Source organism: Pseudomonas migulae NBRC 103157 (assembly GCF_002091715.1).
GTDB classification, from domain to species: domain Bacteria; phylum Pseudomonadota; class Gammaproteobacteria; order Pseudomonadales; family Pseudomonadaceae; genus Aquipseudomonas; species Aquipseudomonas migulae_A.
The window spans coordinates 184,280-202,705 of sequence record NZ_BDAG01000003.1; the positions used below are offsets into that span (position 1 = coordinate 184,280).

19 protein-coding genes and 1 pseudogene are annotated in these 18,426 nt (G+C 60.0%); 14 read left to right on the plus strand and 6 right to left on the minus strand.

Annotated elements, in window-relative coordinates:
- Positions 1 to 12: 12 nt before the first annotated feature.
- Complete coding sequence (gene maiA / locus PMI01S_RS04390) at positions 13 to 648, plus strand: maleylacetoacetate isomerase (protein WP_084318154.1); 636 nt, start codon at positions 13 to 15, stop codon at positions 646 to 648.
- A gap of 93 nt (positions 649 to 741) precedes the next feature.
- Here maiA and PMI01S_RS04395 read toward each other — a convergent pair whose 3' ends face one another.
- Positions 742 to 1,545: a SirB1 family protein gene (locus tag PMI01S_RS04395; protein WP_084318155.1), complete on the minus strand. Its 804-nt coding sequence runs from the start codon at positions 1,543 to 1,545 to the stop codon at positions 742 to 744.
- Between the two features lie 172 nt (positions 1,546 to 1,717).
- Here PMI01S_RS04395 and PMI01S_RS04400 point away from each other — a divergent pair, with 172 nt between their 5' ends.
- The 3 genes from PMI01S_RS04400 to PMI01S_RS04410 all read left to right on the plus strand — a co-directional run bounded on the left by PMI01S_RS04400 (position 1,718) and on the right by PMI01S_RS04410 (position 4,098).
- On the plus strand, positions 1,718 to 2,737 hold the full coding sequence (locus PMI01S_RS04400; RefSeq protein WP_084318156.1) for a Glu/Leu/Phe/Val dehydrogenase family protein: 1,020 nt from the start codon (positions 1,718 to 1,720) through the stop codon (positions 2,735 to 2,737).
- Between the two features lie 159 nt (positions 2,738 to 2,896).
- Positions 2,897 to 3,670 (plus strand): hypothetical protein, encoded by a 774-nt coding sequence (locus PMI01S_RS04405; RefSeq protein WP_084318157.1) that lies wholly within the window; start codon positions 2,897 to 2,899, stop codon positions 3,668 to 3,670.
- A complete protein-coding gene (locus PMI01S_RS04410; RefSeq protein ID WP_084318188.1) occupies positions 3,667 to 4,098 on the plus strand; it encodes a hypothetical protein in 432 nt (143 codons plus the stop codon). The genes PMI01S_RS04405 and PMI01S_RS04410 overlap by 4 nt, the downstream gene beginning before the upstream one ends.
- A 159-nt stretch (positions 4,099 to 4,257) precedes the next feature.
- Here the strand turns inward: PMI01S_RS04410 and PMI01S_RS04415 are convergent.
- A pseudogene (locus PMI01S_RS04415) lies at positions 4,258 to 4,512 on the minus strand (YebG family protein); the annotation flags it as partial.
- A gap of 358 nt (positions 4,513 to 4,870) precedes the next feature.
- Between PMI01S_RS04415 and PMI01S_RS04420 the strand changes: the two are divergent.
- Positions 4,871 to 5,371 (plus strand): phosphate-starvation-inducible protein PsiE, encoded by a 501-nt coding sequence (locus PMI01S_RS04420; RefSeq protein ID WP_084318159.1) that lies wholly within the window; start codon positions 4,871 to 4,873, stop codon positions 5,369 to 5,371.
- Here PMI01S_RS04420 and PMI01S_RS04425 read toward each other — a convergent pair.
- Both PMI01S_RS04425 and PMI01S_RS04430 read right to left on the minus strand, forming a co-directional pair.
- Positions 5,368 to 5,682, minus strand: a complete 315-nt coding sequence (locus tag PMI01S_RS04425; protein WP_084318160.1) for a DUF3509 domain-containing protein — start codon at positions 5,680 to 5,682, stop codon at positions 5,368 to 5,370. The genes PMI01S_RS04420 and PMI01S_RS04425 overlap by 4 nt on opposite strands.
- 321 nt (positions 5,683 to 6,003) lie before the next feature.
- Positions 6,004 to 7,380, minus strand: coding sequence for an L-serine ammonia-lyase (locus PMI01S_RS04430; RefSeq protein WP_084318161.1), 1,377 nt, complete (start codon positions 7,378 to 7,380; stop codon positions 6,004 to 6,006).
- Positions 7,381 to 7,515: 135 nt separating this feature from the next.
- Between PMI01S_RS04430 and PMI01S_RS04435 the strand changes: the two genes are divergently transcribed.
- The 8 genes from PMI01S_RS04435 to PMI01S_RS04470 all read left to right on the plus strand — a co-directional run bounded on the left by PMI01S_RS04435 (position 7,516) and on the right by PMI01S_RS04470 (position 15,767).
- Positions 7,516 to 8,463, plus strand: coding sequence for a LysR substrate-binding domain-containing protein (locus PMI01S_RS04435; RefSeq protein WP_084318162.1), 948 nt, complete (start codon positions 7,516 to 7,518; stop codon positions 8,461 to 8,463).
- A gap of 213 nt (positions 8,464 to 8,676) precedes the next feature.
- Positions 8,677 to 9,084 carry an HPF/RaiA family ribosome-associated protein gene (locus PMI01S_RS04440; RefSeq protein WP_084318163.1) on the plus strand — a complete coding sequence of 136 codons (408 nt, stop codon included), beginning with the start codon at positions 8,677 to 8,679 and terminating at the stop codon, positions 9,082 to 9,084.
- Between the two features lie 363 nt (positions 9,085 to 9,447).
- A complete protein-coding gene (locus tag PMI01S_RS04445) occupies positions 9,448 to 9,741 on the plus strand; it encodes a DUF3649 domain-containing protein (protein WP_084318164.1) in 294 nt (97 codons plus the stop codon).
- Positions 9,738 to 11,318, plus strand: coding sequence for a PepSY-associated TM helix domain-containing protein (locus tag PMI01S_RS04450; RefSeq protein WP_084318165.1), 1,581 nt, complete (start codon positions 9,738 to 9,740; stop codon positions 11,316 to 11,318). Before PMI01S_RS04445 ends, PMI01S_RS04450 begins: the two co-directional genes overlap by 4 nt.
- A complete protein-coding gene (locus tag PMI01S_RS04455) occupies positions 11,319 to 11,645 on the plus strand; it encodes a DUF3325 domain-containing protein (RefSeq protein WP_084318166.1) in 327 nt (108 codons plus the stop codon).
- A gap of 4 nt (positions 11,646 to 11,649) precedes the next feature.
- Positions 11,650 to 12,213, plus strand: a complete 564-nt coding sequence (locus PMI01S_RS04460) for an RNA polymerase sigma factor (RefSeq protein ID WP_090473880.1) — start codon at positions 11,650 to 11,652, stop codon at positions 12,211 to 12,213.
- On the plus strand, positions 12,210 to 13,196 hold the full coding sequence (locus PMI01S_RS04465; protein WP_084318167.1) for a FecR family protein: 987 nt from the start codon (positions 12,210 to 12,212) through the stop codon (positions 13,194 to 13,196). Before PMI01S_RS04460 ends, PMI01S_RS04465 begins: the two co-directional genes overlap by 4 nt.
- Positions 13,197 to 13,322: 126 nt before the next feature.
- On the plus strand, positions 13,323 to 15,767 hold the full coding sequence (locus PMI01S_RS04470; protein WP_084318168.1) for a TonB-dependent siderophore receptor: 2,445 nt from the start codon (positions 13,323 to 13,325) through the stop codon (positions 15,765 to 15,767).
- Positions 15,768 to 15,898: 131 nt separating this feature from the next.
- On the opposite strand, the gene PMI01S_RS04475 is transcribed toward PMI01S_RS04470, so the two are convergent.
- Positions 15,899 to 16,774 carry a helix-turn-helix domain-containing protein gene (locus PMI01S_RS04475; protein WP_084318169.1) on the minus strand — a complete coding sequence of 292 codons (876 nt, stop codon included), beginning with the start codon at positions 16,772 to 16,774 and terminating at the stop codon, positions 15,899 to 15,901.
- A 138-nt stretch (positions 16,775 to 16,912) separates the two neighbouring features.
- Here PMI01S_RS04475 and PMI01S_RS04480 point away from each other — a divergent pair, with 138 nt between their 5' ends.
- On the plus strand, positions 16,913 to 17,815 hold the full coding sequence (locus tag PMI01S_RS04480) for a DMT family transporter (RefSeq protein ID WP_084318170.1): 903 nt from the start codon (positions 16,913 to 16,915) through the stop codon (positions 17,813 to 17,815).
- Positions 17,816 to 17,843: 28 nt separating this feature from the next.
- Here the strand turns inward: PMI01S_RS04480 and PMI01S_RS04485 are convergent, their stop codons facing one another.
- Positions 17,844 to 18,353, minus strand: coding sequence for a DUF2165 domain-containing protein (locus PMI01S_RS04485; RefSeq protein ID WP_084318171.1), 510 nt, complete (start codon positions 18,351 to 18,353; stop codon positions 17,844 to 17,846).
- Positions 18,354 to 18,426 lie beyond the last annotated feature (73 nt).

Consider the following 18,426-nt stretch of genomic DNA (forward strand, 5'->3'; position numbering starts at 1 on the left):
GAGGATCGGGTCATGGAGCTCTATACCTACTATCGCTCGACCTCGTCTTACCGGGTGCGCATCGCGCTGGCGTTGAAAGGGCTGGATTACCAGGCGCTGCCGGTCAACCTGATCGCACCGCCGGGGGGCGAGCATCGCCAGCCGGCGTATCTGAGCATCAACCCGCAAGGCCGGGTGCCGGCCTTGCGCACTGATGAAGGCGAGTTGCTGATTCAGTCACCGGCGATCATCGAGTACCTGGAGGAACGTTATCCACAGGTGCCGCTGCTGTCCAAAGACCTCGCCGCTCGCGCGCATGAACGCGGCGTGGCGGCGGTGATCGGTTGCGATGTGCATCCGCTGCACAACGTCAGCGTGCTCAACCGGCTGCGACAGTTGGGGCACGATGAAACGCAGGTGGTCGAGTGGATTGGACACTGGATCGGCCTGGGCCTGGCGACGGTCGAGCAGTTGATTGGCGATGAAGGTTACTGCTTTGGTCCGACGCCTGGCGTGGCGGATGTTTACCTGATCCCGCAGTTGTATGCGGCTGAGCGCTTCAACATTTCGCTGGAGGCATATCCACGGATTCGGCGAGTGGCGGTGCTCGCTGCCCAACACCCGGCATTCATCAAGGCGCACCCGGCAAACCAGCCAGACACCCCCTGAATCCGTAGGAGCCGGCTTGCTGGCGATCAATTCACCGCGGTTTTCCTGATGGACCGAGGTGCCTGGATCGCCAGCAAGCCGGCTCCTACGGAGTCAGTGGACGATCGAGTTGGGCGGCAGGTGGCCCAATCGTTCAGTCAGCCGAATCCGCTGGATCGGATCGTCACTCAGCAGTAGCGCGTGCTCCAGATCAAAACGCTCGGCGTTCGGGCAGTCCAGCCGTTGGTACAGGCTGGCCCGGGCCAGGTAATCGGAGGCGCTTGCGTTGCCCAGCTCCAGCACGCGTTCGGCATCGATCAACGCACCAATGTAATCATCGTGAGAAAGGTGCAACTGGCGCAGGTTGCGTGACAATCGCTGCAGCATCTGCACCGGCTCGGCAGTCAGCAGATGTTCGGCACTGAGCTTCATGTTCGGGCCGTACTGACGTTGCAACAGTTCACGGCAATCGTTGGGGTACAACCGGCGTCCACCGCACGGGTCGAGCAAATGATCGGCCCCCGGAACCCGCAACAGGAAATGCCCGGGGAAGTTGACCCCGACCATGGGGATTTCCAGGCCTCTGGCCAGTTCCAGCGCAATCAGCCCCAGTGCCAGCGGTTGTCCGCGCCGGCGCTCCAGCACTTTGTCGAGCAAGGCAGCTTGCGGGCGCAAGGGGGTAAAGTCGTCCTGGGCGAAGCCCAGGTCATTGAGGCGTCGCAACAGCGGTTGAGCCAGCTCGCTCACCGGCAGCATCGGCAGGCCATAACTGACGCGTTGTTGCAGATCCTTGAAGTTGGCCAGGACCGCCTCGGGATTCACTTCCTTGTCATGCTCGACGGACATCCACAGCGCCGCCTCGAACAGCGCGGGCGGTGATCGTTGCAGACAGTCGAAGAAACGTTGGCGGGGCGTCATCAAAATCTCCGGGGCATGCCTCGTTTTAGCCTCGTCTGCGGCGTTCGTCCAGTGCCGTGCCGGGTTATGTCGAAACCGCTGAATAGCCGTACTGCTTATTCCGGTGCGCTTCTGCAATTTTTGGGCGCAAGCCTATACTGGCGACTACAAGAAGTGATTCGGGAGCCCTACGATGTTCGCTCTCATGCAAAGCACTCGCCTTGAATCGCTGCATCTGAGCGTCGACCCGGCCACCGGGTTGAAGGCGGTCATTGCCATCCATAACAGCCGTCTGGGGCCTGCCCTGGGTGGGTGTCGTTACCTTGCCTATCCCGACGACGAGTCCGCGGTCGAGGATGCCATTCGCCTCGCCCGAGGCATGAGTTACAAAGCGGCGCTCGCCGGTCTGGCGCAGGGGGGCGGCGTGGCGGTGATTATTCGACCGGTCCATGTGGAAAACCGCGCGGCACTGTTCGAAGCGTTCGGCCGCTGCATCAATCAACTCGACGGCCGCTACATCACTGCCATCGACAGCGGCACCTCGGTGGCGGACATGGATTGCATCGCCCAACAGACCCAACACGTCACCAGCACCACCTCGGCGGGCGACCCGGCGCCTCACGCGGCGATGGGGGTGTTCACCGGCATTCGTGCCACCGCCATGGCTCGCCTGGGCAGCGATAACCTCGAAGGTTTGCGCGTGGCCATTCAAGGCCTGGGCAACGTCGGTTATGCCTTGGCCGAACAGCTGCATGCCGCCGGTGCCGAACTGCTGGTCAGTGACATCGATCACGGCAAGGTGCAACTGGCCATGGAGCAACTCGGCGCTCACCCGATCGCCAACGACGCGTTGCTCAGCACGCCTTGTGACATTCTCGCGCCGTGTGGCCTCGGCGGTGTGCTCAACAGCAATAGCGTGACGCAATTGCGATGCTCGGCAGTGGCCGGTTCGGCGAACAACCAACTGACTCATCTGGAGGTCGCTGATCAACTGGAACGGCGAGGCATTCTTTACGCGCCGGATTATGTGATCAATGCCGGCGGGCTGATCTACGTCTCGCTCAAACACCGCGGCGAAGAACTGACGACCATTACCGCCCACCTGTCGAAAATCAGCTCGAGGCTGACCGAAGTCTTTGCCCATGCCCAGGCGGAGAAACGTTCGCCAGCGCGGGTGGCAGACGAATTGGCGGAGAAAGTGTTGTACCGATAAAGGCTCACGACGTCCTTCACACCGCTGGCAAATTCCAGAGTCCTGACTACGCTGCAAGCGGGATGGCGCAACGCCACCCGCCCGGTTGATGAGGGCCTGCCAGCGTCTGGGGCAATCATGACTGGCGCAATGCTTTTTCGTGATTTCAAGGAGCGAATCATGTCTTCCAGTTCTTCTCTCACCTGCAATTTCACGATCAATTCCAGTCTTGATATTGGCGTGTCGTTTGTCAGCGACGATAACGGCGCCAATTATGGCGGGCAGATCACTATTTTCACCCCTGGCACCGCGGGTCCGGTGAGCACCGGTTTATGGGACAGCGACGGCAACGTCTTCTTCACCCTCTACCAGTCTGAAAATCCGGCCATCAACTGTGTGATCAACTCGGGATCGACGCCCGGTTCCTGGGACCCCTATATCGAGGTCGCCCAGCAAAATGGCCTTACGTGCACCATCACTGGCCCAGTGCAGCAACCCGGTGAAAATACGTTTGGCTATACCCTCGACGTGGTGCCGAGCGCCGGCGTTGGTCAGGGCACCGTTTCGGCTCAGGCAGCCGGATCGCCGACGCCTCAACACGTTGCGCGAATGTTGCTTCCTGCGGGCGGCAAAGAGGCATGGACGCTGATCATGCAGGGCAACTCCCCGGTGCCCGACGAAATCAGCGTTGGCTCGCCGGTCGTCATGGCGTGGGCGCGGTTCGACGATGGGACTCAGGTGGCCGGCGGTGTCTACAAATCCGACACCCCGACGGATTACAACGTCAAGTTCATGTGGGTGCTGGACGCCGCCGGTAATCAGTATCCCGGTTGGCCCATCGACGTCAGCGATCACGAGGACTTCCTCAACAATGGCTACCTGTTTTCACTGACGCCCGACAGTGATGAAGTCTACCTGCTGAACGTCGTTGAACGACCATGGGTGAAATCATGAGCACTACTTACACGTTCTCCGTCAGCCTGTTGGACGCGAGCGTCAGCCCGAACGGCTTGCAGGTTTGGCAGAGCGGCACGTTGACGCTCGATAGCGGTTCTGTAACGGGCGCATTGGAGCTACCGGATTTTTACAAGTATCCGATCCCGTACGAGGGAAGCGCCGTATCGCCATCAACGTTGGCAGGGACAACCATCGAGGCCTCGGGCAAAAGTGCCGAAGCACAGATCACCTTCACGGTGACCTACGACTTCGATGGTTTTCTTTTCAACGGCAGCTATCTTGGCGGTTTGATCAGCGTGCTCGACTACGGCGCACAAGAGACCTATCTCTACGTCATCCAGGGGCTTTCTTCGCAGTCGCCATCTGGAGCGATATTCCGTGGTGGCTCGACGGCTGCGGACAAGAGATCGCCGCGAACGGCCTGATCCCCGGTTTTTCGCAGGCATGAAAAAGGCCCTGAGCCATTCGACTCAGGGCCTATTCAATTCGGGCGTTGCTTACTTCGGCGTCTTGGCAGCTTTGGCTGGCTTGGTTGGCTCAGCAGATTCAGTTACTTCAACGGGTTCAGCTTTTTCTACCACTTGCGCCGGCGCATTCAGCAGTTCGGACAACGCATCCGGCTGGCTCTTGAACGCCTTGGCGAACACATCGCGGTTCTTCGCCATGTAGATCCCGGCTTCTTCCACTTGCTGCTCGGTCAGGGACGGAACGGCTTTTTGCAACACTTCAGCCAGTAATTCGGCCAGTTCGAGCATTTTGTCATGACGGTCAGCTTCGGCTTTATCCATGAACAAGCGCTCCAGATCTCGGCTGCTGCGGTATACCACTTCGACGGCCATTCACCACCTCACATGCCTTCACGATAGTTGTCTGTTTCGACCACTGTATTTATATACAGCGAAAAGGATAAGCGAATCCCTGCGCTTTGGGTAGTGGCTTTTTAATGTAGACCGAATTCAGGGTTTGTCATGTGAACCGTGGCGCTCCATTCGCGAGCAAGCCCGCGACCACGGGGTCGCCATTGACCTTTGTGGGAGCGGGCTTGCTCGCGAAGGTGTCAGTCCACACACCGCTGACGTGTCTCGTATCACTCAGCCATCTTCTCAACTCGCAGCCTCTGGCCTTTTTTCTGCATGCAGAACAACCGTCACGTCCAACCCGTATCGTCCGCTCGAACCGAGCTAAGGAAGAATCATCGTGAAAATCAACTGGGCCGAGCAACTGCGGCAGAACGTGCATCAACTGGCCGAGTCACTGGGCAATCTGTTCGTCGAGACTTTCCACTACCTGGCGCTGTTCGCCATTGGTGCGGTGACCGCGTGGGCAGCGGTGATGGAGTTTTTGGGGATGATCGAAGAGGGACACATCAAGATCGATGACATCTTGCTGTTGTTCATCTACCTCGAACTGGGTGCGATGGTCGGCATTTATTTCAAGACCAACCACATGCCGGTGCGCTTCCTGATCTACGTGGCGATCACCGCGCTGACGCGTTTGCTGATCTCCAACGTCTCGCACCACAACCCGCCTGATCTCGGCATCATTTACCTGTGCGGCGGGATTCTGCTGCTGGCGTTTGCGATTCTGGTGGTGCGTTACGCCTCGTCGCAATTCCCTTCGGTGAAGATCGAACACCCGCAACGCAAGATCGGTGCGGGCTCCGGCGAGCATCCCGAAGTGGAGAAAGGCGAGATTTAAAGGCGCATGGCTGGCCGCGGCTGGCCTTTGGTTGGCGGCGGCAGCTTGTGGTTGTCGCCGTCGGTCATGGCTTCGAGGATGGTCATGGCGCACTGTCCCTGTTCGATCGCAATGCCGAACTGGATGCTTTGCACCAAACGTTTGAGGCGCTTGGGGTCATTGCGTTGCTCGGCGCTGATCATCCGCTTGGCCACGATACGGCCACTGTTGGACAGGGTCAGCATGATGCTGCCGTCCAGACCCTGAATGCTCAGGTTGATCTGGTAATCCGGTGCAAAGGCATCGGTAATGAGCTGAAAGGGGTTGTCCATGATGCGTCACCGCCTGATTGAACGTGCAGTTATTGACCGGCCATGATCGGGTTGGTTCGCAACGCTGGACCATCGGCAGTCGCTCGCTGAGGTTTTCAAAAATCCTTTTGCCTCGTCAGCGATGTAGCAAGGGCCATGCCGGAAAAATTGTCGAACAATGATCGCCTCTTTAGGAACGAGCTTGCTCGCGACGGTCGTCAATGATTACACGTGTTTACTGGCTAAGCGCGGTGCTCTGAAGTCCATCGCGAGCGAGCTCGCCTCTACAGGAGATCTTGCCCGTTTCGGGGCGTGTGTTCGCTGAGGGTGCAATCAGAGCGATCAGCACTCCACCCAGCTCACCGCCAGGCCTCCCCGTGATGTCTCTTTGTATTTGTCATGCATGTCAGCGCCGGTATCGCGCATGGTGCGGATCACCCGGTCCAGGGAAATGAAGTGTTTGCCGTCGCCGCGCAGGGCCATTTGCGTGGCGTTGATCGCCTTCACGGCAGCGATGGCATTGCGCTCGATGCACGGCACTTGCACCAGGCCGCCGACCGGGTCGCAGGTCAGGCCCAGATTGTGTTCCAGGCCGATTTCGGCGGCGTTTTCCAGTTGCTCCGGCGTGGCCCCGAGCACATCCGCCAGGCCAGCGGCGGCCATGGCGCACGCCGATCCGACTTCACCCTGACAGCCGACTTCGGCGCCGGAGATCGAGGCGTTTTTCTTGCACAGAATGCCGACCGCCGCCGCGCCCAGAAAGAACGCCACGACATCATCGTCCGACGCGTCCGGGTTGAATTTCATGTAGTAGTGCAGGACAGCGGGAATGATCCCGGCCGCGCCGTTGGTAGGCGCGGTGACCATTCGTCCTCCGGCGGCGTTTTCTTCGTTCACGGCGAGGGCGAACAGGTTCACCCATTCCATCGCCGACAGCGTCGAAGTGATGACATTCGGCTTGCCGATTTCCAACAGGCTGCGATGCAATTTCGCCGCACGGCGCGGAACATTCAGCCCGCCGGGCAGGATCCCTTCGTGCCGCAAGCCCTGCTCGACGCACTCGCGCATCACCGACCAGATATGCAGCAAGCCCTGGCGGATGTCGGCTTCGCTGCGCCAGGCCTGTTCGTTGGCCATCATCAATTCGGAAACCCTGAGCCCATGCTGATTGCAGAGCTTGAGCAGTTCGGCTGCACTGGAAAAGTCGTATGGCAGCACCACGTCACCGGCCGGCGCGATACCGGACTCGGCTTCGGCCGCTTCGATGATGAAACCGCCCCCGATCGAGTAGTACGTTTGCTCTGACAATTCGCCGGTTTCGCCGAAAGCTGTCAGAGACATGGCGTTGGGGTGGTAGGGCAGGCTTTCGTCGAGTAGCAGGAGATCGCGTTGCCAGTCGAAGGCAATGGTGGTTTGGCCGGCCAGATTCAGTTCGCGGCTCTCAAGCAATGTGTGGATGCGGCTGTCGATGGAGGTCGGATCGATGCTGTCCGGCCATTCGCCCATCAGACCCATGACACAGGCGCGATCAGTGGCGTGGCCGACACCGGTGGCCGAGAGGGAACCGTACAGGCGGATTTCCACTCGACGGACGGCATCGAGCAAATTCTGCTCGATCAGTGCCTGGGCGAAGGTCGCGGCGGCGCGCATCGGGCCGACGGTGTGGGAACTGGACGGACCGATGCCGACTTTGAAAAGATCAAAAACACTGATAGCCATGCTAAAGCCTATACAAACAATGGAAGTGAAATCGCTGCCATTTTTGTAGGCCAAGCGCAATGTCGGCGATACTGCCTGCCTCGGTCCTACGTGACCAACGAAACTTCCTAAGACAGCCTTTAGCAGGACTAAACAATGAGCCGCCAATTGCACGCCCAGACGTATGTCTGGCTGCACGTGTTTTCCTGTGCCGCGCGGCACCTGTCGTTCACCCGATGCGCTGAAGAACTGCACATCACGCCGGGTGCGGTCAGTCAGCAAATCCGTCAACTGGAAGAACGGTTGGGTTTTCGACTGTTTCATCGGCGTGCGCGGGGGGTGGAATTGAGCGCGGAGGGCCAGCGACTGGCCATTACCGTCAACGAGGCCTACGGCAGCATCGACGCCGAATTGCGACGACTGGACGCTGGAATGATCAGCGGGACTTTGCGGGTGCGCTCGATTCCATCGTTCCTGAGCAAATGGCTGACCCCGCGTCTGCCGCGCTTGCAGCAGCGTTTCCCGGACATTCAATTGCGCCTGGTGGCGGAGGACAGCAGCGTGCCGTTGCACGAGGGCGACTTCGACTTGGCCATCGATCTGAATGACGGCAGTTACCCCGGCTTGTTATCCACAGCGTTGCTCGACGAGCAGATCTTTCCGGTCTGCGCGCCGAGCCTGTTGCGCGGGCGGCCGCCGTTGCACGGCCCGGCAGACCTGTCGCACTTTCCGTTGTTGCACGACATCACGGCCTGGCGCGGCAGTTATGAGTATGCGGAATGGGAGTTCTATCTCAACGCCATCGGCTTCGAGGGCGCGGACGTGCGGCGCGGGCACACGTTCAATCGCAACCACCTGACCATCGAAGCGGCCATTGCCGGAATGGGCGTGGCGATCGCGCGTCGCACCTTGCTGAACGATGAACTGGAGCGCGGGACGTTGATTGTGCCGTTCGGTCTCGCGGTGCCGAATCACAAACGTTACATGCTGCTTTATGCGCCGGGGGCGCTGAGCCATCCGGGCGTGCGTGCGGTGCATGACTGGCTGGTGGAGGAAGCGGCGGTTTTTCGAGGCCTGCACCCGCTGGCGGAGCGGCAGATGTGAGCAATTGTGACAAAGAAGTGAAGCGACCCAACTCCCGACCTTAACAGCGCTTTTGCTCCTTGTCCGGCTTTTTTTGCGAATGAAAATTTATCTTTTTTCAGGGGTTGAATTGTTCGACGCACAGACCGATTGTGTAACCAAGAGGTCACGGTGATGAAGCCCAAGGGCCAGCCGAAGGGCCTCTCGCGAGCTAGCTGAAATAAGGGATGAACTATGCAAATCCAAGTCAACAGCGATAACCATATTCAAAGCAGCATCCGACTGGAGGAGTGGGTACGTACTACCATTGAGAGCACGCTCGAACGTTATGAAGAGGACCTGACACGCGTCGAGGTCCATCTGCGGGACGAAAACGGCGACAAGCCAGGTCCCCATGATTTGCGCTGCCAGCTGGAAGCGCGGCCAAAAGGCCACCAACCGATTTCTGTCACCCATAAAGCCGAAAACCTGGAACTGGCGATCGACGGTGCGGCTGAAAAACTCGAACATGCGCTGGACCATCTGTTCGGCAAACTGCGGGGCAAACCACGTGCCGCTGTGGTGCCGTTCGAGAGGCGTGCAGCCGATGCGCTGCTGGAAGACGAGTTTCTCGAGAACGAACAGGCTGCACTGAATGGTTGACGCCTGAATCACCTTTTACTTTCCACTACTGAAAACGGGCCTGCTTATGCAGGCCCGTTGTTGTTTCTGGGGTTGGTAAATTCTTCAGGTCGATGAATACCTGTGGCGAGGGGATTTATCCCCGTTGGGCTGCGAAGCGGCCGCAAAATCTGCAACCACCATGCATCTGGTCCATTTTTTACGACTGCTTTGCAGTCGAACGGGGATAAAGCCCCTCGCCACAAGGATGTGTGGCCCAGGCATCATTGGATCAAAACCCAGGAAAAGCCGGATCTTTTTGCGTATGAGAATATTTATCATTAATATTGCGGCTTTGTTGGCCTCCTGACTTTCTCGCGGCCTCACCTGTTCCAAGGCCGAAACATGAAAGTACTTCCCGTTTCCTATCGATTGGCCGTCACCTCGCGAGTGCTGGCGGCGGTGCTGGGCGGCTATATCGTCGCGGCGCTCGCCAGTGTCAGCCTGAGTCTATGGGCGTCCATGCCCCGCGCCGACGCGGTGGTGACCGGGATGATGACCTCGTTTCTGGCCTACCTGTGCGCGGTGATCTGGTGCTTTGCCTGCCGTAGCGCATGGCGGGCCTGGCTCGGGTTGATCTTGACGAGTCTGGTGCTGGCGGTAGTTTCGGGGCTGGCGTATTGGATGGGCCACTCATGAAAGAGGGCTTTCGTCAGGCGATGGCCTGGCTGCACACTTGGGCCGGGTTGATCTTCGGCTGGTTGCTGTTCGCGATTTTCCTGACCGGCACGCTGGCCTACTTCAAGGACGAAATCAGCCACTGGATGCAGCCGGAAATTCCTGCCCGTTCGGTGAGTTCCGAAGCCAGTCTGACCCTGGCGCAGAACTACCTCCAGCAACACGCCGCCGGTGCCTCGCGCTGGCTCATCGACTTGCCCGATGCCCGCGAACCTGGCTTGTCAGTACGCTGGCAGCAGAGCCCGGCCAAGCGTGGCGAACGCGGCCAGTTCACGGAAAAACTCCTCGACCCGCAAACCGGCGCCGAAGTGCAGGGCCGCGAAACCACAGGCGGCGAGTTCTTCTACCGCTTCCACTTTCAACTGCAGATGCCGTATCCGTGGGGGCGCTGGCTGTCGACCATCGCCGCTATGGTGATGTTCGTCGCGCTGATCAGCGGGATCATCACCCACAAGAAAATCTTCAAGGACTTCTTCACCTTCCGCCCGCGCAAGGGTCAGCGTTCCTGGCTCGACGGGCACAATGCCGTGGGCGTTCTGGTGCTGCCGTTCCACCTGATGATCACCTACAGCAGCCTGGTGATTTTCATGTCGATGGTGATGCCAGCGAGCATCCTGGCCTCCTACAACTGCGATGTCCGGGCGTTTTTCGATGAGGTGTTTCCGGCGTCCTCTACGCCTGAGCTTGCGGGCAAACCGGCACAGTTGGCGCCGCTGGCACCGTTGCTGGAACGGGCTCGGGAGCAGTGGTCGGGTGGGCGTGTCGGGCGCCTTACCGTGAACCATCCGGGCGATGCGCATGCCTCGGTCGTGCTGGTGCGTGATGGCGCCGACCGTGTGGTCCACGACTTCGGCAGCGCCGTGACCTTTAACGGCGTCACTGGACACTTGCTCGCTACGACGCCGGAGCAATCGCTGCCGAGGGCGATTGCCGGCAGTTTCTACGGTTTGCACATGGGCCATTTCGCCGGCCCGGTGCTGCGTTGGCTGTACTTCATCTGCGGGTTGGCCGGCACGGCGATGATCGGCACCGGGCTGGTGGTCTGGCTCGGCAAGCGTCAGCTCAAACACGCGAAAAGCGGCGTGATGCCGTTCGAGTTGCGGCTGGTGGAAGTGCTGAACATCGCCGGCATGTCCGGACTGATGGTCGCCGTGGCCGCGTTCTTCTGGGCCAATCGTTTGTTGCCGGTGGACGTGGCCGGGCGCGCGGATTGGGAAGTGAACAGCTTCTTTATCGTCTGGGGCTTGAGTGTGTTGCATGCCATGGCCCGCCGTGGCCGTGCGGCGTGGGTCGAACAGTTGGCGCTGGCGGCGCTGCTGTTTGGCGCGGTGCCGGTGCTGAACGCCCTGACCACACCGTATCACTTGGGAATCACGCTGGTGCAGGGCGATTGGGCGATGGCCGGTTTCGACCTGACGTGTCTGGGCAGCGGTCTGTTTTTCGCCTGGGCCGCGTGGAAAATGCAGCGTTCGGGAACGGCTGAAGCCGTTATTCGACAACGTGCGCAACCGATCACCCCTGAGCGAGAGGTGAACTGAATGTTGCTGGCCCTGTTGCTCTGTTACGGCGGCTTCACCGCGCTGTGTTTGTCGATGGACCGGCATCACGCCGAGCTGTTGGGCTGCAAGCCGTCGGCCCGTCGCCGCCGGGGCATGAAGCTCGGTGGCTGGGGATTGCTGGCCTTGTCGCTGTGGGCGGCGGTGTCTTCGACCGGTTGGGGGCTTGGGTTGGTGGAGTGGTTTGCGGTGCTGATGCTCAGTGCATTGCTGCTGGTGCTGTTGATGCCCTATCGACCGCGTCTGGCGTTGTCACTGGCGGGTGTGAGTCTGCTCATCAGCCCCGTTGCCGCGTTTGCGCAGTATTGAACTGATGATCACCCGTCCTCCTGACTCCCACGACGAAGAACCTCGCGAAGCGCGTGCGCATTTCCTGCAGGTGTTCTTGTCCCAGCGTTCGCAAATGGAAGCGCTGGTGAACCGCCGCGTGGGGTGTCGGGCAACGGCGGCGGATCTGGTGCAGGATTTGTTTTTGCGCTTCTGGCGCCGGCCGCTGGTGCAGGTCGAAGAGCTCAGCACGTACCTGTTGCGCTGCGCCGGCAACATCGCCATCGACCACTTGCGCAGCGAAGGTACGCGCGTGCGGGTCAATGAAGGCTGGCAACCGGATCAACCCGACAGCCACGGCAGTGAACCCCAGGCTGCGCTGGAGGCCGGCAATGATTTGCGCCACGTCGAAGCCGCGTTGCGCGCGTTGCCCGAGCGCACGCGCCAGATTTTTCTGCTCAATCGCATTCACGGCCGCAAGTACGCCGAGATCGCGAAGGCCATGGGGTTGTCCCAAAGTGCCGTGGAAAAACATATGATGCGCGCCCTCGAAGCCTGCAAGGCCAGCCTGCGGGATCCCGAACCGCGCACGCCAGGGAAAGCACCGTGAATCAGCTTGACCGCGTCACCCCGACGCCCGTTCAGGTGCAGGCCGCTTTCGCCTGGCTGAGTCTGTTGCATGACCAGCCGAGCAGCGGCGACCAGGCCACGTTCAGCCATTGGCTGCAAGCCGACCCGGCCCATGCCGAGGCCTACGCCCAGGCGCAAGTGGTGTGGGAATTGAGCGAAGTGCCGGCGCGTACGTTGGCCAATGAAGACGCGTTTGCCTTGCAGGGCTACCTCAACGCCATGAATCAATCGCGTCGCAGCAGTGTTCGGCGCTGGTCCGGTGCGCTGGCGATGGCGGCGTGCCTGTTGTTGATGATCAGCCTCGGCTCAGGCTGGCAGCCGATGCGCTGGGTCGACGACCTGGGTGCTGATTATGTATCGGCACCGGGGGAAATTCGCACCGTCACGCTGGCAGATCAATCGCAGGTCACCCTGGATGCCGACAGCGCCATCGCCGTGGATTTCAGTCGCGGCGAGCGCCACGTTCAGTTGCGTCGCGGCGCTGGTTTTTTCAGTGTGACGCACACGGGCGAGCCGTTTGTGGTCGATGCGCAAAAGGGTCAGGCGCGGGTGCTGGGCACGCAGTTTGAAGTGCGTTTGCAACCCCATGGCGCGCAAGTCACGGTGTTGTCCGGGCGGGTCGGCGTGACGGCGGACAAGCACGCCGAGCAACAGATTCTGACCGCGGGCCAGCAAATGGCTTACGGCGAAGGTGCGGCGGAAAAACTGCAGGCCGTGGACAGCGAAGCGCAGTTGGCGTGGCGCCAGGGCTGGCTCAATTACTACAAGGCGCCACTGGCCGAGGTGGTGCAGGACCTGCGACGTTACTACCCGGGGCGGATTGTGCTGCTCAATGATGAACTGGCGGCGCGGCGGATCAGTGGCAGCTTTCCGGGCAAGGATCCTCAGGCGGTGTTGAGTTCGTTGCAGGGGGTGCTGGGGTTTGAGCAGCATAAAGTGGGGCAGCTGATTATTTTGCGGTGAAGCAAAGTCTTTTGATCTTTTCAAATATTTTCAAAATTATGGTGAGGTAAACCCAAGCCCCATCCGTGTAGTGACTGAAACTGCGAGTCATTCGCATCCGTAGCGGTTCTACACAGGTCATGAGCAATGAAGTCCAGGGCAAAATCGGGTTCGGTCAAACAGTGGTTGGGTGCCTCGGCGCTGGTTATTTCGGCATCGGGCATTTCGGCTTTGGCGTTGTTGCCATTGAGCGTGGCATTGGCCGCTGAGGCCGACACGACGCAGCAGCGCTCGCAGTTCAACTTTGCGATGGTCGCCAAACCGCTACCCCAGGCCTTGAGCGACTTCAGCCGGATTACCGGCATCAGCGTGGTCTACACCGACGAAGCACCGTACGGCGTTACCGCGCCAGCCGTCAGCGGGCAGATGAGCGCCGAACAGGCGATCCAGCGTTTGCTCAGCGGTTCGGGTTTGACCTTCCGTCGCACCGATGCTCACACCCTGGCGCTGGAACCGCGGCCCACTGAAGGCGCCCTGAACCTGGGCGCGACCACCATCACCTCGGTGATGGATCAAACCATGAGCTACCAGCCGCCGCCGACCAGTTCGGTGATGCGCTCGTCGGCCTTGCTCCAGGAAATTCCCCAGACCGTCAACGTGATCCCGGCCCAGGTCATTCGTGACCAGGCGCCGCGCAACCTTGATGACGCGCTGGCCAACGTCAGCGGCATCACCCAGGGCAACACGCTGGGCAGCACCCAGGATTCGGTGATGACCCGCGGCTTCGGCGACAACCGCAACGGCTCGATCATGCGCGACGGCATGCCGGTGGTGCAGGGCCGTGGCCTCAACGCCACGGTCGATCGGGTCGAAGTGCTCAAGGGCCCGGCCTCCTTGCTCTACGGCATTCAGGACCCGGGCGGCGTGGTCAATATGGTCAGCAAGAAACCCGAACTCGAGCAGTACAACGCGTTGACCCTGCGCGGCTCGACCTACGGCGATGGTAAAAACGGCAGCGGTGGCGGCCTCGACAGCACTGGCGCGCTCGGTGATTCCGGGCTGGCGTACCGCATGGTGCTGGATCACGAAGACGAAGATTACTGGCGCAACTTCGGCACCCACCGCGAGACCCTGGTGGCGCCATCCCTGGCCTGGTTCGGCGAGAGCACCAAGCTGTTGTTCGCCTATGAACACCGTGAATTCCTGACCCCGTTCGACCGCGGCACGCTGATCGACCCGCGTGACAACCATCCGTTGGACATCTCCCGCGAACGTCGCCTCGACGAGCCGTTCAACAACATGGAAGGGCGCTCGGACCTCTATCACTTCGAGGCCGACCACGAGCTCAACGACAACTGGAAAGCGCACTTCGGCTACAGCTGGAACCGTGAAACCTACGACGCCAGCCAGGTGCGCGTCACGGCCATCAACACCGCCAAAGGCACGCTGACCCGCAGCATGGACGGCACGCAAAACGCGATCAGCACCGACCGCTTCACCACCGCCAGCCTCGAAGGCAAGGTCAATGTGCTGGGCATGCAGCATGACCTGGTGTTCGGCGTCGATGATGAGTACCGCAAGATCTACCGCGAAGACCTGATCCGCCAGAAAAGCCTGACCACGTTCAGCTACCTCAACCCGGTCTATGGCCGTGAAGTCGCCGGCACCACCGTCAGCCCGGCCGACAGCGCGCAGACCGATTTGCTGCGCAGCGATTCGCTGTTCCTGCAGGACTCGATCCACCTCACCGACCAGTGGATTCTGGTAGCCGGCGGACGTTTCCAGGAGTACGACCAGTACGCCGGTAAAGGTGTGCCGTTCAAGGCCAACACCGACAGCAACGGCCAGAAGTGGGTGCCGCGCGCCGGCCTGGTGTACCGCTACACCGACGAGTTGTCGTTCTACGGCAGCTACACCGAATCGTTCAAACCCAACTCGACCATCGCACCGTTGAGCGGCAGCAGCACCGTGCTCGACGGCAGCGTGGCGCCGGAAGAAGCCAAGTCCTGGGAAGTCGGCGCCAAGCTCGATATTCCGGGCCGTGTGACGGGTAATGTCGCGTTGTTCGACATCAAGAAACGCAACGTGCTGGTGGCCAACTCCGAAGGGCCGGTGACGATCTACAGCGCTGCCGGCGAAGTGCGTTCCCGTGGGCTGGAAGTGGATCTGACCGGTCAGCTCAGCGATCGCTGGAGCATGATCGGCAGCTATGCCTACACCGATGCCGAAGTGACCGAGGACCCGACCTACAAAGGCAAAAAACTGCAAAACGTCGCCAAGAACACTGGCTCGCTGTCGGCGGTCTACGACTTCGGCACCATCGTGGGCGGGGATCAGTTGCGGGTCGGCGCGGGCGCGCGGTATGTCGGTGAGCGGGCGGGCAACGCGGTGAATGATTTTGATCTGCCGAGCTACACCGTGGCCGATGCATTCGCCACCTACGACACCAAGGTCGAAGGGCAGAAGGTCAAGTTCCAGCTCAACGTGAAGAACCTGTTCGACCGTACTTACTACACGTCGGCGGCGAGCCGGTTCTTTGTGTCGATGGGGGATTCGCGGCAGGTGTCGCTGTCCAGCACCTTGGAGTTTTAATCACACACCGCGTCATCGTTCATCGTCGGAGCGCCGCCCGGAGCAAGCCCGCTCCCACAGTTGGAATGCATTCCCCTGTGGGAGCGGGCGTGCTCGCGAAAGCTGCCTGACAGGCGCCGAAAACATTAGGCCTACCGCAAAAATGCCTGCCGATACTCCCCCGGTGTCCCACCCAGAACCTGCCGAAACCGGTTGGTAAAGTGACTCGCACTGGCAAACCCGCACGCCAGCGCAATCTCCCCCAACGGCTGCGATGTTGTCCGCAACAACTCCCGCGCCCGGCTCAGCCGCCGCGCCAACACATACTGATGCGGCGGTAAACCAAAGCTCTCCCGGAACATCCGCGCAAAGTGATACTCCGACAGCGCGCACAACCCAGCCAATTGTCCCAGGCTGATGGCTTCGGCCAACTGATTGTCGATGAACTCGACCAACTGCCGTCGCTGGTGCGCTGCCAATCCGCCCTTGAGTCGCAAGCCGTCGCGCACCCCGACCTGGCCTAGCAGCACGTGGCTGAGCATTTCATGGGCCAGGCTGCTGGTGAGCAGGCGTTCGCCGGGTTCGTTCCAATTGAGCGTGAGCATCTGGCGAAAGCGTCGGGCTTGCTGCGGGTCGTCCAGAAAAGTCCCTTCGCGCAACTGCAGCTCGCGAGGTTCGCGGTCCAGCAGCGTGACGCAACCGAGGGCGAACTGTTCGGGACTGAAATACAGATGGGCCAGGCGAATGTCGCCGTTGATCACCCAGCCTGACTGATGGTCGGCGGGCAGGATGCACAGCTTGTCCGGGCCGCCCTTGGTGTCGGGCCGGTCGCGGCGAAAGGTGCCGGTGCCACCGGCGATGTAGCAGGACAGAGTGTGGTGGCTCGGCGCTTCGTAGTCCTGGGCGTCGTGATGGTTGCTCCACAAGGCTGCAGCCATACCGTCACCGAGCTCGGCGCTGTGCTCGAGGCGAGCATTGGGCGAGCGGTTGAGGGCTTGAAAGACTTGCAGTGATTCCAGTGCGGGCATGATCGCTTCTCTCCAACGCCTTGCATCCTACTCCGTAGACCTTGAGCTGCCAGCCTCTGCACCGACAAAAGCGCAAGTTTATGCAAGTGCGAAAAGGTTTGGCGCAGGACACTGGGCACCTATTGAGGAGCCTTCGCCATGAACCTTTCGCTGTACCTGCTGACCGTGCTGATCTGGGGCACCACCTGGATTGCCCTGAAATGGCAATTGGGCGTGGTGGCCATCCCGGTGTCGATCGTTTATCGCTTCGGCCTCGCCGCGCTGGTGCTGTTTGTGCTGTTGTTGCTCAGCCGCAAGCTGCAAGTGATGAACCGTCGCGGACACCTGATCTGCCTGGCGCAGGGGCTCTGCCTGTTCTGCATCAATTTCATGTGCTTCCTGACTGCCAGCCAGTGGATACCCAGTGGCTTGGTGGCCGTGGTGTTTTCCACCGCCACGCTGTGGAACGCCCTGAACGCGCGGGTGTTCTTCGGCCAGAAAATCGCTCGCAACGTCCTGCTGGGTGGCGCGCTCGGTTTGCTGGGGTTGGGTTTGCTGTTCTGGCCAGAACTGGCCGGCCACACCGCCAGCCCCGAAACCTTGCTCGGCCTGGGCCTGGCGTTGCTTGGAACGCTGTGTTTCTCGGCGGGCAACATGTTGTCGAGCCTGCAGCAGAAGGCTGGTCTCAAGCCGCTGACCACCAACGCCTGGGGGATGGCATACGGCGCGGCGATGCTGTCGGTGTGGTGCCTGGTCAAAGGCATTCCCTTCGACATGGAATGGAATGCACGTTACATCGGCTCGTTGCTGTACCTGGTGATTCCGGGCTCGGTGATCGGTTTCACTGCCTACCTGACGCTGGTCGGGCGCATGGGCCCTGAGCGTGCAGCCTATTGCACGGTGTTGTTCCCGGTGGTGGCGCTCAATGTGTCGGCGTTTGTCGAAGGCTACCAATGGACCGCACCGGCGCTGGTGGGGCTGGTGATGGTGATGCTGGGCAACGTGCTGGTGTTTCGTAAACCCAAGGCGCCGATGGTGCAGGGGAATGGCAAGTTGGCGTGAAGACTTTTCGGATCGAGTGCGATTGCACTTAACGCTCGATTCGGAGGGCCACATACATCATTAGCGGCAGGATGAAATCGACAATATGTCGAGCCCAGTCTTTGTAGTTCCATCGTTGTGATTCATCCATGTTGAACCACTCGACACCAATGATCTGAAAGCAGACGTAATAGATAAATACGGCGATCAACAAACCAGTCAGTGCGTACTTCTTGGCCTCGTGGAATTTTTTGGCGCTGGTGTTTATGTTCTTGTAAAGATGGTAAGTGCCCATCATGCAAAAGACCGTGAAGAGCACTTCGAGGGTAATGATTAACCAGTAGATCCTGTGGTGGGCCATGGGTGAGGTAATGGCGCGATAACTGTATTTTTCGCGATCGAGGGTGGTGTCCATGCTGAGGATGTGGGCGATGTATTCGTAGTTGGTTGGGTAGTCGGTGAAATTGCTAACCAACATAAAAAAACCAAAGAAGCTAATGAACAGCATCAGTGTGGCTTTGCTGATTCTGATTGTTTTATCGGTCGTTAAATGATTCAAGGGAACAGTTCTCCAAAACAGGTTTCCGTCAGGACGGTTAAGTAAGGAGAGTCTATAGCTTGATGTGTTAGTT